Below are 13,827 nucleotides of genomic sequence, written 5' to 3'. Positions count from 1 at the left end.
GTTCGCTGGGCCGTCCTACAAAGCCCGGTACAGGGCTGTAGGTGAGGTCTTTTTATAGCGCGAATCCTCCGACTTGGAACCTGTCAGAAATTACAGGTGAGGGACTTTAATCAGGCGTTATGGAAAAGGCTGTCAGCCGAATGCTCCAGTGGTTGTAGGAGGGATCTTCGAGTGATGATGTCCCGAGAAATGCGCGTTAATTTTTTGATTAGACGCGGTTTTGTGTATTGAACGGAGTCGAGTCACCACGCAGATTTTCACCGGATAGATGCCGAGGCAAGGGGCAGTTTTCGATCGGCACCGATATGCCCGTTCGTCGCTGCAATTGCGCGAGCAGGGCGTCGATGTCCTGTTGTTGTCCATCGGCGATCCGGATTTCGATATTCCCCAACCTGTCCCCGGGCCAGATCAGGCCGTGACAAGCATAGAAATCAACTGACCGCCACTATCAGTTCTGTCAGTGGTGGTGCACCCGCAAACGGTATTTAAATGGAAACAGACAAACCGTTGCTGGAGACTTCTGGATGAGCGGGCATGAATACGAACCACCCTTGACCGATACCGCTTACGTAATGCCGCCAATCGCCATTACCGCGTCCGCCCAGTCGACGTCGACCATACGGGTGATCTGGGGGTACACGGCCGGTGGTGGGCATACCGGTTCGCGGGTGAAGTGGGGAGTGCTCGGCGGCCCCACCGTCGGCGAGTTCGATGTTCCTATCAACTCCTTGACCTATATCATCAGCGGGCTCAATCCGAACACGCAATACCTCATCCAGGTCTTCGGGCTCAAGGGGAGCGAGCTATCGCCAGTCAGCAAGGACGCCCAGGCCAAAACCCATCCCGCAGCCTCTGTGCCGGCAAGCCCGACCAACCTCAGTGCCACACCCACCAAAAACACCATGGCCCTGACCTGGTCCGGCCCCGCCGATGCGTCGAGCTACAAGATCAGCTACGGACTTGCCCCCAGTGGCGCGGTGATCGGCTCCACAACATCGGTGGCGGCGGCTCACACGGTCAGTGGCCTGAGCGCCGGTACCAACTATTACTTCGATGTGCAGTCGTCCAATAACGTCGGCGATTCGCCACCGACGCGGATCACCCGGCAGACCTTGCAAGTGCCCGGGGCGCCCGCTGGCTTGCGGGCGACGGCGACAATCTCGACGCTGGAGGTTCAATGGTCCGCCGTCACCGGCGCCGTCGATTATGTCATCCGTTACGGTGTCGAACCCGGTGGGACAGTCTATCCATTGACCACGCGACTTCTGCGCGAGACGCTGGCTAACCTCAACAAAAATACCCTTTATTTCGTCGAAGTCAGCGCTCGCAATGCCAACGGCGAATCTCCTCCGTCGCGCATCACTCAACGAACGCTGGATGGCCCACCGTTGCCCCCCAAGCCAGGCCCGTTGGTTGTGCTGGACACCTTTGATACCGTGCGCGTCAGTTGGGCCACGATCAATCAGCCAGGGTACGAGGTGGCCTACGGTTTGCTCAGTCAACACCCGCAAGTCATTGCCCGATATGAAACTGAGCACCTGACCTGGCTGTTGAGATACCTGTCTCCCGATGTGACCTATTTCATCGAAGTGCGAGCCTTCAACGAGACAGGATATTCATCCCCTTCATACGCAACCGTCACCATCGGCCCGGACCGGACACAACCCGGAAACCTGAGTAATCCGGGCAGGACGTTCAACGAAGCGAGGTTGACTTGGGACGCGCCTCAGGACGCCTCTTATCTGATCGACTATGAAGTTACCTGCCCGGGGCGGCCGGTCGTACGCACCAGCACCCGTGAACACATCGCCACGGGGTTGGTACCCGAACGTGAGTATCGGTTCACCGTTCAGCCTCGTCGGCCCGAAGGCCCCGTACCGGCGTTGTCAGCTGTGATCAACGTGGTGACCCATGACCTGGTCCCGCCGATTCGCGTGACGGCCCTCAAGCTGACGCCTTCGACACCTGGTAACGCACTATTGAGCTGGAGCGCATCGCAGGACAATGTCGCGGTTACCGGCTATGAGGTGCGTCGCAACTCGGGTAGCTGGATTGCGGTGAGCGGTACCAGTTACCCGGTTTCAGGCTTGGGGAGCGCGGACGTTTTTGAGGTAAGGGCCAAAGATGCCGCTGGAAACCGTTCCCTGTCGGTAACGATGACGTTCACTGACGGCGCGGCGGTCGCTACGTCATCCTGACTTCGCGCGATCAGGCCCGACTTTCCAGGCAGCGGCATTCACCAGATTTACCGGCCGCTGCCCGCCCAGCGCCGCCAACAGGTTGTCCACCGCACAGCGGGCCATGGCTTCCCGTGTCTCGTGGGTGGCCGAGCCCATGTGCGGAGTCGCCACCACATTGTCCAGTTGCAGCAATGGCGAGTCATGACTTAGCGGCTCGCGCTCGAACACATCCAGCCCCGCCGCGCGAATCTGTCGTTCGCACAAGGCCTGGATCAGCGCCGCTTCATCCACGACTTTTCCTCGGGAAATATTGATGAAGATGGTTTCCGGGCGCATCAGCGCGAACTGCCGTGCACCGATCAGCCCTTCGGTTGCGGCGGTCAACGGCAGCGTCAGGCAGACAAAATCCGCCTGCTGCAGCAGGTCGTTGAGGCTGCAGTACTGGGCATTGAAGCGTTTTTCGACCACCGGTTTCGGCGAGTTACTGTGATAGATCACCGGCATGCCGAAGCCGAAATGCCCGCGCTGGGCCAACGCCTCGCCGATGCGGCCCATGCCGATGATGCCGAGGGTCTTGCCGTGTACATCACTGCCGAAATGTGCGGGGCCGATGTTGCGGGTCCACTGGCCGTCGCGAACCATGTTCGCCAATTCCACCACCCGCCGCGCAGTGGCCAGGATCAGTGCGAAACCGGTGTCGGCGGTGGTTTCGGTGAGCACGTCCGGCGTGTTGCTGAGCAGGATGCGCCGCTCGGTAAGGTAATCGATGTCGTAGTTGTCGACGCCCACCGAAACGCTGGCGATGGCTTCAAGGTTGGGCGCCAGGTCCAGCAGTTCGGCATCGAGTTTCAGGCTCGCACCGAGCAGGCCGTGGGCACGGGGCAGGGCGTCGCGCAGTTTGCCGAGACCTTCGGCATCGAGGCTGTCGATCAGCGTCACATCGGTGTGCTCATTCAGGCGAGCCATGAGCAGCGGCGAGAGTTTCTTGTACAGGACGACCTGCTTTTTCATCTTCGTGATCTCAACTTCAATTCAGGAATGAGCCGTGAGGGGGCGCGCTACCGTGGGCCGCTCCCGGTCGCTGGCGCCGGGCTTGAGGAACACCGTGAGCACCACCGAAAGCATCAGCGCACCGCTCATCAACAGATAGGATGCGCCGGGCGAACCGGTGGAACTGTTCAGGTAACCGACCAGATAAGAGCCGCCAAACGAACCGAGCGCGCCCATGCTGTTGATCAGCGCCATGGCACCGCCCGCGACGTTGGCCGGGAGGATTTCCGGGATGATCGCGAAGAACGGACCGTAGGGCGCATACATGCAGGCACCGGCAATCACCAGCAGGGTGTACGACCACCAGAAGTGTTCGGCACCCAACGCGTAGGAACCATAGAAAGCAATCGAGGCAATCAGCAGCGGCGGCCAGACGAAGCGTTTGCGCTTTTGCAGTTTGTCCGAACCCCAGGACACCAGCAGCATGCCGATTACCGCTGCCAGGTACGGCAGCGCCGAAAGCCAGCCAGCCTGGACCATGTCCATCTGCGCGCCGGCCTTGAGGATCGACGGCAGCCACAACACGAAACCGTAGACACCGATGCTCCAGCAGAAAAACTGCAGCGCGAGGATGATCACTTTGGGTGAGCGAAACGCTTCGGCGTAGTTCTTCACCGCTTTGATGCCGACCTGTTCGGCCGCCAGTGCGCTTTCCAGATCCTGTTTTTCCTGATCGTTGAGCCACTTGGCCTGGGACGGACGATCATCGGCCAGACGCCACCAGATGAAGGCCCAGAGCACTGCCGGCAAACCTTCGACAATGAACATCCAGCGCCAGCTGTAATGCTGCACCAGATACCCCGAGACCACCGACATCCACAGCATGGTCACCGGGTTGCCGAGGATCAGGAAGGTGTTGGCCCGTGAGCGTTCGGCACGGGTGAACCAGTGGCACAGGTAGATCAGCATCGCCGGCATCACCGCGGCTTCGACCACGCCGAGCATGAAGCGGATGACGATCAGCCAGTAGGCGTTGGAGACGATCCCGGTCAACGTCGCCAGGCTGCCCCAGAGGATCAGACTGACGAAAATCAGTTTCTTCACGCTGTGTTTCTGGGCGTAGATCGCCCCTGGCACCTGGAAGAAAAAGTAACCGAGGAAGAACAGTGCGCCGAGCATCGACGACAGGCCCGGCGTGATCATCAGGTCGGCGGCCATCCCGGAGGCGGCGGCAAAACCGTAGTTGGCGCGATCGAGGTACGCCAGGCTGTAGGTGATGAACACGATGGGCATGATGTACCACCAGCGGCGGGCGGCGAGCGTTGCGGTTTTCATGGGTGATGCTCCTGAGCTTGTTGTTTTTGTCGCAGCAGGTAACGGTTTGTACTTCAGTGCCTGTACTGGCCTCATCGCGAGCAAGCTCGCTCCCACAGGGGAATTACATTGGAATACGATCCAGTGTGGGAGCGAGCTTGCTCGCGATGGCGGCCTCAAATTCGCTGACCATTTCGGATCGGGTCGGCAACCCCTCCATATCCCCCCGACTCTGCACCGCACGGCTGCCAATCCAGTTGGCCCGCCGCACGGCGTCGGCAAAGCTGTGGTTTTCCAGGAGTGCGCTGATCATGCCGACGGCAAATCCATCGCCGGCACCCACGGTGTCGACCACCGTTTGCACCGGCACACCAGCGACGAAACCTTGATCAAGATGCGTGCGGTAATAAGCACCGTGGGGGCCGAGCTTGATTGCCACGGCTTCGGCGCCCTGGTCGAGGTAGAACGCGGCAATGTCGGCCGGGTCTTCGAAGCCGCTGAGCAGGCGACCTTCGCTCAGCCCTGGCAACACCCAATGAGCGAGGGCGGCGAGGCGGTTGGTCTCGGTGATCATCAGTCGCTCGCTGGCCCACAGGCTGGGGCGCAGGTTGGGGTCGAACGACACGCTGCGCCCGGCATCGCGCATGCGGGTCATCAATTCGAAGGACATCTGCCGTGCCGTTTCCGACAACGCCGCAGGAATGCCGGTGGCGTGCAGATGCCGGGCCTTGAGTAAGTCGGGCACGATCGAATGCGACGACAAGTGACTGGCCGCCGAGCCACGGCGAAAGTACTCGACGACAGGATCGCTGCCATCGTCGGTGCGCGACTTGAGTTGGAAACCGGTGGGGTGCGCGGGGTCGATGTCGACGTGGCGGCAATCCAGGCCTTCCTTTTCCAGGCTGTCGATCACGAATCGGCCCAGGGAATCGGCGCCGACGCGGCTCAACCATGCCACGTTGAAACCCAGGCGCGACAGGCCGATGGCGACATTGCTGTCGGCGCCGGCAATGCGTTTGTGGAACGCGTTGACGCGGGCCAGGTCGCCGGTCTGCTCGGCAACGAACATCGCCATGGTTTCGCCGAACGAGAGGATATCGATCTCAGACATGAGCGTTCTCCAGCGACGATTGGCCGAGGTGGGCGAGGGCGGCGACATGCTCGGTTGTCAGCTGCACCAGATCTTCGCCTTGCAGCGGATATTCCGCGGCTCGCATAACGCCTTGGTCCATGTGCCGCAGCAGGTGTTCCCACTGTTGCAAGTCGCTGGCGGCGGGTGGGATGGCAACCAGTTTGCCGTCGGCACGGCGCGTCACCGCTTTACAGTGCACATAACCGACGTGCCGACCGAGCAACCGTGCGGCGCTGGCGGCGGACTGATCCTGCCACTGCCAGTTGCCGATATCGAAGGTCATTTTGATCGGCAGGTTGTGTTGCTCGACTTCATTGAAGAAACGCTGGAACGGCTCGATGCGGCCACCGTGCAGGGTCTGGTCGTTCTCCACCAGCAATTGCACTGTACTTTCGCCGAGCATGGGGGCGAGGCGTTGCAGGTCGCTGTTGTCGGTGAAGTAACCCAGCGATACTTTCAGCCATTTGGCGCCGAACATTTGGGCGCGTTGCAGTGCTGTCAGCAATTCGGGATTGGGTTTGGATTGACCGGCCAGCCACAGTTCCATCGGTGATGAGTACACGCTTTCCAGGCCCTCGGCCTGAGTCGCGTCGGCCAGGTGCTCGGGGTTCTCAAAGGTCAGCAGCTCTTCGCGCCATTCGATGCGCGTGGCCCCGGCGGCGGCCAGTACTGCGATGAAACTGCCCTGGCCGCGTTGGCGCACCAGATCGGCGCCGTAGCTGGAGAGACTGATGGAAACGGCTGGTTTATTCATTGTTTTTGTACCTCTGAAACCGGTTTCATTTTTGTTCAAAAAAATATCAGTGAGTGATGTGTTGTTCTTTCGGGCCTCATCGCGGGCAAGCCCGCTCCCACAGTGTTTTGTGTCGTACATACATGTTGTGTACCCCAGAGACTCCTGTGGGAGCGAGCTTGCTCGCGATGGGGCCAGTCCAGTCATCTGAAAACGCCAAGGGTCGACCCCCGCACAACCAGCTGCGGCGAAAAATCCAGCGTCCGCAACGCTCCGTCATCCCCCCGCAACCGCTTGAGCAGACACTCGAACGCACTCGCGCCAATCTCGGTGGTCGGCTGGGCCAAAGCGGTGATGCCACTGCCCACCAACGGATACCAATCCAGGTCATCCAGGGCTATCAGCCCCACGTCTTCAAACAGATTGCACTTGAGCTCACGCAAGGCATGGGTGCTGGCCAGCGCCGCGATCCCGTTTGCGCAAAACAGCGCTTTCGGGCCAGGGCCTGGAGTGGCGAGGAAGGATTTCAGCTGCTCGGTCAGTTCGCTACCGGTCTCAATCATCGTGCCGCGCAGGGCCGGGCGCTGTGCGATCTGTGTCTTGAAACTGCTGACCCGCTCGATCCGCGAACTGGTGCCGTCAAACGGCTCTGTTACCAACAGCACGTCGCGATAGCCGCGTTCTTCAAGGTGTGCAAGGGCCATCTTGACCGCCGCCGGGTTATCCAGGCCGACCATGTCGCTTTCAAGGTGTTCGACCTTGCGATCCACCAGTACCAGGGGCATTTCCCGGTGCAGTTCGTGCAATTCGTCAGGGTGATGACCGAGGGTGTTCACGATCAGGCCTTCGATGTTGTACGAGCGCAGCAGTGCCAGGTGCTGGCGTTCCTGCTCGTCGTCGCGATCAGTGTTGCACACCACCAGGCTGTAGCCGTGTTGACGGCAGGCGGTTTCCACCCCGTGCATCACGGCAATCGAATATGGGTTGCGGATATCGGCCACCAGCATGCCGATCAGGCGGGTGCGCCCGCGTTTCAGGCCTCGGGCCATCTGGTTCGGGCGGTAGCCCAGTTCGGCAATGGACTGTTCGATGCGCTGGGCAATGGCATCGGAGAGCAGGGCGCGGTCTTCGCCGATGAACCGCGAAACGCTGGCCTTGGAGACCTTGGCGTGTTCGGCCACGTCGAGCATGGTCACGCGGCTGCGTTGGGCGGCGGAGAAATCGTTCACGGTCTGAAACCTTTTTATTGGATTTATAGGGTCGAGTGGTTCGTGAGATCCATCTGAAACCGGTTTCAGAAGACACCAAAAACCATTTCGCCGTCAAGCCCCGGATGATGGATTGTCGAACAACGACCGAGAAGTGGCCGTCAGGCCAATGACTAAAACGTTTGTGCAGCGTTCAGTTGAACAGCCCGGCGGCGATGTTGATCGAGAACCCGAGGATGGCCGTGTTGAAAAGGAAACCTATCAACGACTGCGCCAGCACGATCTTGCGCAATTCCCGTGTCGCCACGCCGACATCCGAGGTCTGCACCGCCACGCCGACGGTGAACGAGAAGTACAAAAAGTCCCAGTAGTTGGGTGTCGTCAGACCTTCGGCAAAACGCAGTGCCGGCTCCTTGCCTTCCCAGGTGTAAAACAGGCGCGCGTAGTGCACGCTGAAAATCACCCCGATCAGCAGCCACGAACCGATCACCGTCAAAGCAGTGAAGCCGTAGTGGAGGAGCCTGCGGGTGGTTTCCAGGTCTTTGCCGCCGGCCAGTTCGAGGGTGATGGCTGCCAGGCTGGCAATTGCCGCAATGCACACCACGAACAGCACCAGCCCGGCGTTTTCGTCTTCGATTTCGGCGATGCGTTTCACATCAGTCGCTTTCGAACGCACGACGAGCCAGGACATCAGGATCAGGTAAGTCCAGACCCCGGCATTCCAGCCGATGAGTATTTTGCCGATGATTGAATCGGACGGAACCAGGATACCCGCCGCGATACCGAGCGTCGTGGCGGCAGACAGGCGAGGGTGGGTGTGGGTGAGGTAGGGCATGGAGGCTCACTGTGGCAGGGCGTCAGTGCACCATAGCGCAGGACCTTTGTAGGAGCGAGCTTGCTCGCGATGAACTCAAGAACGCCGCTGGGTGTCAGGTTCCCCGCGTTATCGTTGACGACCATCGCGAGCGAGCTCGCTCCTACAGGTGTGGGGCTGTGGTGTTGGTTAGATGTTTTTATGGCGCTTGCGCACCAGCTTCATCACCACCACAAAAAACACCGGCACGAACACCACGGCCAGCGTCGCCGTGATCATCCCGCCGATCACCCCGGTGCCGATGGCCTGCTGGCTCGCCGAACTGGCGCCGGTGGCGATTGCCAACGGCACCACGCCAAGGATGAACGCCAACGAGGTCATGACAATCGGCCGCAACCGCAGGCGTGCCGCTTGCAGGGTCGCGTCAATCAGGTCGTGGCCTTCGTCGTACAGGCTCTTGGCGAACTCGATGATCAGGATCGCGTTCTTCGCCGACAGGCCGATGATGGTGATCAGCCCGACCTTGAAGAACACGTCGTTGGGCATCCCGCGCAAGGTCACGGCCAGCACCGCGCCGAGCACGCCCAGCGGCACCACCAGCAGCACCGAGGTGGGGATCGACCAGCTCTCGTACAACGCCGCCAGGCACAGGAACACGATCAACAGCGACAGCCCCAGCAGGATCGGCGCCTGGCTGCCGGACAGCCGTTCCTGCAGCGACAACCCGGTCCATTCCTGGCCAAGGCCCGCCGGGCCTTGCGCCACCAGCCGCTCGATCTCGGCCATGGCCTCGCCGGTGCTGTGGCCCGGAGTCGGTTCACCGGAAATACTGATCGCCGGGTAGCCGTTGTAGCGGGTCAACTGCGCCGGGCCCTGCGTCCACGTGGCCTGCACGAAGGCTGACAAGGGCACCATTTTTTCGTGGGTGTTGCGCACGTGAATCTTCAGCAGGTCTTCCACCTGGCTGCGCTGGTCACCCTCGGCCTGTACCACGACGCGCTGCATCCGCCCCTGATTAGGGAAATCGTTGATATAGGCTGAGCCCACGGCCGTGGACAGTACGTTGCCGACGTCGGCAAATGACACCCCCAGTGCATTGGCCTGCTTGCGGTCGACGATCAGTTGCACCTGCGGCGCCTCGGCCAGGGCACTTTCGCGCACGTTCATCAGGATCGGGCTTTTTTCGGCAGCCGCGAGTAGCTCGGTGCGCGCTTGCATCAACTTCTCATGGCCGAGACCCCCGCGATCCTGCAGGCGGAACTCGAATCCGCTGGACGTACCCAGGCCATCCACGGGCGGCGGCAGTACGGCAAACGTCACCGCGTCCTTGATCTGGCTGAGGGCGACGTTGGCCCGGTCGGCAATCGAAGCTGCCGAGTCGTCGCTGCCTCGCTCGGACCAGTCTTTGAGCGTGCTGAACGCCAGCGCCGCATTCTGCCCACTGCCAGAGAAGCTGAATCCGAGAATCACCACGCTGTCCCGAATGCCCGGTTCCCCGGCGTTGTGCGCTTCAACCTGCTCGGCCACCTGCACAGTGCGATTCTTGCTCGCACCCGGTGGCAACTGGATGTCGGTGATGGTGTAACCCTGGTCTTCCACCGGCAGGAACGAGGAGGGCAAGCGACTGAAGGCCAAGCCCAGACCGATCAGCAGCACGCCGTAGATCAGCAGGTAGCGCCCGGTACGTTTCAACGCATAGGCGACCCAGCCCTGATAGCGCTCCGTCAGTTGTTCGAAGCGACGGTTGAACCAGCCGAAGAACCCGGTCTTTTCGTGGTGCTCGCCTTTGGCAATCGGCTTGAGCAGTGTCGCGCACAGGGCCGGGGTCAAGGTCAGGGCGAGGAAGGCCGAGAACAGGATCGAGGTGGCCATCGACAGCGAGAACTGCTGGTAAATCACCCCGACCGAACCCTGCATGAACGCCATCGGAATGAACACCGCCACCAGCACAAGGGTGATGCCGATGATGGCTCCTGTGATCTGCTGCATGGCCTTGCGCGTGGCTTCCTTGGGCGACAAGCCCTCGGTGGCCATGATTCGCTCGACGTTTTCCACCACCACGATGGCGTCGTCCACCAGAATGCCGATGGCCAGCACCATGCCGAACATGGTCAGCACGTTGATCGAAAACCCCAGCGCCAGCATTGTCGCAAAGGTGCCCATCAGCGCCACCGGCACCACCAGCGTCGGAATCAGTGTGTAGCGGATGTTCTGAAGGAACAGGAACATCACCGCGAATACCAGCAGCATCGCCTCGCCGAGGGTGTAGACCACTTTGGTGATCGAGACCTTGACGAAGGGTGAGGTGTCGTACGGGATCGAGTAATCGACGTTCGCCGGGAAGTAGCGCTTGAGTTCGTCCATCTTCGCCCGCACCAGGGTTGCGGTGTTCAGGGCGTTGGCGCCGGGCGACAGTTGCACGGCGACGGCGGTGGACGGTTTGCCGTTCAGGCGCGTGGAAAACTGGTATTCCTGGCTACCGATCTCGACCCGCGCCACATCGCTGATGCGCACGGTCGAGCCGTCCGGGTTGGCCTTGAGGACGATGTCGGCAAACTCTTCGGGGGTCGACAACTGGCCCTTGACCAGAATGGTCGCGGTGATTTCCTGGGTGGTGCGGGTTGGCAGGTCACCGATGCTGCCGGCCGACACCTGGGCGTTTTGCGCAACGATGGCGGTGTTGACGTCCGCCGGCGTCAGGTTGAAGGCGAGCAGTTTCTGCGGGTCGATCCAGATCCGCATCGCCCGTTCGGCGCCGTACAGCTGCGCCTTGCCGACACCGTCCAGACGCTTGACCTCGTTCATCACGTTGCGCGCCAGGTAATCGCTGAGCGCCACGTCGTCGAGCTTGCCGTCGCTGGAGGTCAGGGTGATCAGCAGCAGGAAGCCGGAGGAGACTTTCTCCACCTGCAAACCTTGCTGGATGACCGCTTGTGGCAGGCGAGATTCCACGGCTTTCAGGCGGTTCTGCACATCCACCTGAGCCAGTTCCGGATTGGTGCCCGGCTGGAAGGTGGCCTTGATGGTGGCGCTGCCCAGGCTGCTCTGGGATTCGAAATACAACAGGTGATCGGCGCCGTTGAGCTCTTCCTCGATCAGGCTGACCACGCTCTCGTCCACGGTTTGCGCCGAAGCGCCGGGGTACACGGCATAGATTTCGATTTGTGGCGGTGCAACATCGGGGTATTGCGCCACCGGAAGTTGCGGAATGGCCAGCGCACCGGCCAGCAGGATGAACAGGGCAACCACCCAGGCGAACACCGGGCGGTCGATAAAGAACTGCGGCATAAAAAAGCGTCCTGCTTACTGACCAGTCACCTGGGCAAGTGGAAGAGGGGTGTCGTCGATCTGCACTTTCTCGCCGGGACGGGCGTGCTGCAGCCCTTCGATGACGATGCGGTCGCCTGCCTTCAGGCCGCCGGTGACGATCCAGCGATCGTTCTGCACGGCACCCAGTTCGACCGGTTGCTGCCCGACCCGCTGTTCGGCGTCGAGCAGCAGCACCTGGGCGATGCCGGCGCTGTCGCGCTGGATGGCCCGTTGCGGCACGCTGATGCCCTGCTGGTTGACCGCTTGTTCCAGGCGGACGCGCACGAAACTGCCGGGCAGCAAGTCGAGGTCGGGGTTGGGGAACTCGCTGCGCAGGATGATCTGGCCGGTGCCCGGGTCGACGGTGATGTCGCTGAACAGCATTTTGCCCGGCAGCGGGTAGAGGCTGCCGTCATCCTGAATCAACGTGGCCTTGGCCTGGTCCTGGCCGACCTGCTGCAACTGACCTGAGCGGAAGGCACGGCGCAGTTCGTTGAGTTCGCGGGTGGACTGGGTCAGGTCGGCATGAATCGGGTTCAGTTGCTGAATCAGCGCCAAGGGCGTGGTTTCGTTTTGCCCGACCAGTGCGCCTTCGGTGACCAGTGCGCGACCGATACGCCCGGAAATCGGCGCGGTGACCGTGGCGTAACCGAGGTTCAACCGGGCGCGTTCCACCGCCGCCTTGTTGCCGGCGACGTCGGCAGCGGTCTGCCGGGCGTTGGCCCGGGCGTTGTCGTAGTCCTGGCCGCTGATGGCCTTGTCGTCGATCAACTTGGCGTAGCGCTGTTCCTGCAATCTGGCCTGGAACGCGTTGGCTTCAGCCTTGCGCAGCGCGGCTTCGGCGCTGTCCAGGTCAGCCTTGAACGGCGCCGGGTCGATGCGGAACAACACTTCGCCCTGTTTCACGTCACTGCCTTCACGGAAGGTGCGCTGCAAGACAACGCCAGCCACCCGGGCACGCACTTCGGCCATGCGCGGTGCGGCAATCCGCCCGCTCAGTTCACTGCTGATGGTCAGTGGCCGCGCTTCGATGGTCTCGATGCGAACTGTGGCCAGCGGCGCCTGTTCCTCGGCATTCGAGGACTTGTCACACGCGCCCAGTGTCAACGCCAGTGCAATCAGGCTGAGCCTGGCAAGCAGATTCTTCGACATGTAATACCCCAATAGAGACCCCCAGCATCCTACTGGGCGAAGGCGAGGGTAGCGGTGAAGCTTTGTTGGTGCTGTGTGAAATTGTGTAAGGGTTTTACTCAGGTGTGCGTGAGGGCGTATATCCTGCAGTCCTTGATTTCTATTGCGCTGGATAGATTGCCATCGCGAGCAAGCTCGCTCCCACCGGGATTTGATGTGAACACGAATGTTGTGAACAACACCGACCACTGTGGGAGCGAGCTTGCTCGCGATGGCGGCATATCTGGCGCCACGGCTCTTTCTGGAAACACCCCATGCCCAACATCCTTCTGGTCGAAGACGACACCGCCCTCGCCGAACTGATTGCCAGTTACCTGGAACGCAACGGTTATTCCGTCAGCGTGATCGGTCGCGGTGACCACGTGCGCGAACGTGCGCGGCTCAATCCGCCGGACCTGGTGATCCTCGACCTGATGCTGCCCGGCCTCGACGGCTTGCAAGTCTGTCGCCTGCTGCGCGCCGATTCGGCGACACTGCCGATCCTGATGCTCACCGCCCGCGACGACAGCCACGATCAGGTCCTGGGCCTGGAAATGGGGGCCGACGACTACGTCACCAAACCCTGCGAGCCACGGGTGCTGCTGGCCCGGGTGCGGACCTTGTTGCGCCGTAGCAGCCTCAGCGAGCCGCAGACTGCAAATGACCGTATTCTGATGGGCAACCTGTGCATCGACTTGTCCGAGCGCACCGTCACCTGGCGCGGGCAATTGGTGGAATTGTCCAGCGGCGAGTACAACCTGCTGGTGGTGCTGGCCCGGCATGCCGGAGAGGTGTTGAGTCGCGACCAGATCCTGCAACGCTTGCGCGGCATCGAATTCAATGGCACCGACCGTTCGGTGGACGTGGCGATTTCCAAGCTGCGACGCAAGTTCGACGACCACGCCGGCGAGGCGCGCAAGATCAAGACCGTGTGGGGCAAGGGTTACCTGTTCAGCCGTTCCGAGTGGGAATGCTGA

The 13,827-nt window shown here is 61.2% G+C and carries 10 protein-coding genes; 2 read left to right on the top strand and 8 right to left on the bottom strand.

The window, feature by feature from the left end; genetic code table 11:
• Nucleotides 1-524 precede the first annotated feature (524 nt).
• Nucleotides 525-2,198 carry a fibronectin type III domain-containing protein gene (locus tag AC3WTM_RS08020; RefSeq protein ID WP_102670406.1) on the top strand — a complete coding sequence of 558 codons (1,674 nt, stop codon included), beginning with the start codon at nt 525-527 and terminating at the stop codon, nt 2,196-2,198.
• Here the strand turns inward: AC3WTM_RS08020 and AC3WTM_RS08015 are convergent.
• The 8 genes from AC3WTM_RS08015 to AC3WTM_RS07980 all read right to left on the bottom strand — a co-directional run bounded on the left by AC3WTM_RS08015 (nt 2,190) and on the right by AC3WTM_RS07980 (nt 12,832).
• Complete coding sequence (locus tag AC3WTM_RS08015; RefSeq protein WP_102670405.1) at nt 2,190-3,191, bottom strand: 2-hydroxyacid dehydrogenase; 1,002 nt, start codon at nt 3,189-3,191, stop codon at nt 2,190-2,192. The two genes, AC3WTM_RS08020 and AC3WTM_RS08015, sit on opposite strands and share 9 nt — an antisense overlap.
• A 21-nt stretch (nt 3,192-3,212) precedes the next feature.
• Nucleotides 3,213-4,505, bottom strand: a complete 1,293-nt coding sequence (locus AC3WTM_RS08010; protein WP_102670404.1) for an MFS transporter — start codon at nt 4,503-4,505, stop codon at nt 3,213-3,215.
• A 103-nt stretch (nt 4,506-4,608) separates the two neighbouring features.
• On the bottom strand, nt 4,609-5,595 hold the full coding sequence (locus AC3WTM_RS08005; RefSeq protein WP_102670403.1) for a sugar kinase: 987 nt from the start codon (nt 5,593-5,595) through the stop codon (nt 4,609-4,611).
• Complete coding sequence (locus tag AC3WTM_RS08000; protein WP_102670402.1) at nt 5,588-6,370, bottom strand: sugar phosphate isomerase/epimerase family protein; 783 nt, start codon at nt 6,368-6,370, stop codon at nt 5,588-5,590. Before AC3WTM_RS08000 ends, AC3WTM_RS08005 begins: the two co-directional genes overlap by 8 nt.
• 182 nt (nt 6,371-6,552) lie before the next feature.
• On the bottom strand, nt 6,553-7,578 hold the full coding sequence (locus tag AC3WTM_RS07995; RefSeq protein WP_102670401.1) for a LacI family DNA-binding transcriptional regulator: 1,026 nt from the start codon (nt 7,576-7,578) through the stop codon (nt 6,553-6,555).
• Nucleotides 7,579-7,750: 172 nt separating this feature from the next.
• Nucleotides 7,751-8,392 carry a DUF1345 domain-containing protein gene (locus AC3WTM_RS07990; protein ID WP_102670400.1) on the bottom strand — a complete coding sequence of 214 codons (642 nt, stop codon included), beginning with the start codon at nt 8,390-8,392 and terminating at the stop codon, nt 7,751-7,753.
• Nucleotides 8,393-8,560: 168 nt separating this feature from the next.
• Nucleotides 8,561-11,659 (bottom strand): multidrug efflux RND transporter permease subunit, encoded by a 3,099-nt coding sequence (locus AC3WTM_RS07985; RefSeq protein WP_102670399.1) that lies wholly within the window; start codon nt 11,657-11,659, stop codon nt 8,561-8,563.
• 15 nt (nt 11,660-11,674) lie between these two features.
• The gene (locus AC3WTM_RS07980; protein WP_102670398.1) at nt 11,675-12,832 is read right to left on the bottom strand and encodes an efflux RND transporter periplasmic adaptor subunit; all 1,158 of its coding nucleotides are present in this window, start codon (nt 12,830-12,832) and stop codon (nt 11,675-11,677) included.
• 293 nt (nt 12,833-13,125) lie between these two features.
• Here AC3WTM_RS07980 and AC3WTM_RS07975 point away from each other — a divergent pair, with 293 nt between their 5' ends.
• Complete coding sequence (locus AC3WTM_RS07975; protein ID WP_057714693.1) at nt 13,126-13,827, top strand: response regulator; 702 nt, start codon at nt 13,126-13,128, stop codon at nt 13,825-13,827.

This window comes from Pseudomonas sp. EU05-FHT14B02 (assembly GCF_058791055.1).
This window is presented reverse-complemented; position numbering and strand designations above follow the sequence as displayed.

What these genes read in the sequence shown, in the direction of transcription:
- AC3WTM_RS08010 (WP_102670404.1), bottom strand. Translation starts at nt 4,505, where the DNA reads ATGAAAACCGCAACGCTCGCCGCCCGCCGCTGGTGGTACATCATGCCC.
- AC3WTM_RS07985 (WP_102670399.1), bottom strand. Translation starts at nt 11,659, where the DNA reads ATGCCGCAGTTCTTTATCGACCGCCCGGTGTTCGCCTGGGTGGTTGCC.
- AC3WTM_RS08000 (WP_102670402.1), bottom strand. Translation starts at nt 6,370, where the DNA reads ATGAATAAACCAGCCGTTTCCATCAGTCTCTCCAGCTACGGCGCCGAT.
- AC3WTM_RS08015 (WP_102670405.1), bottom strand. Translation starts at nt 3,191, where the DNA reads ATGAAAAAGCAGGTCGTCCTGTACAAGAAACTCTCGCCGCTGCTCATG.
- AC3WTM_RS07980 (WP_102670398.1), bottom strand. Translation starts at nt 12,832, where the DNA reads ATGTCGAAGAATCTGCTTGCCAGGCTCAGCCTGATTGCACTGGCGTTG.
- AC3WTM_RS07990 (WP_102670400.1), bottom strand. Translation starts at nt 8,392, where the DNA reads ATGCCCTACCTCACCCACACCCACCCTCGCCTGTCTGCCGCCACGACG.
- AC3WTM_RS08005 (WP_102670403.1), bottom strand. Translation starts at nt 5,595, where the DNA reads ATGTCTGAGATCGATATCCTCTCGTTCGGCGAAACCATGGCGATGTTC.
- AC3WTM_RS07975 (WP_057714693.1), top strand. Translation starts at nt 13,126, where the DNA reads ATGCCCAACATCCTTCTGGTCGAAGACGACACCGCCCTCGCCGAACTG.
- AC3WTM_RS08020 (WP_102670406.1), top strand. Translation starts at nt 525, where the DNA reads ATGAGCGGGCATGAATACGAACCACCCTTGACCGATACCGCTTACGTA.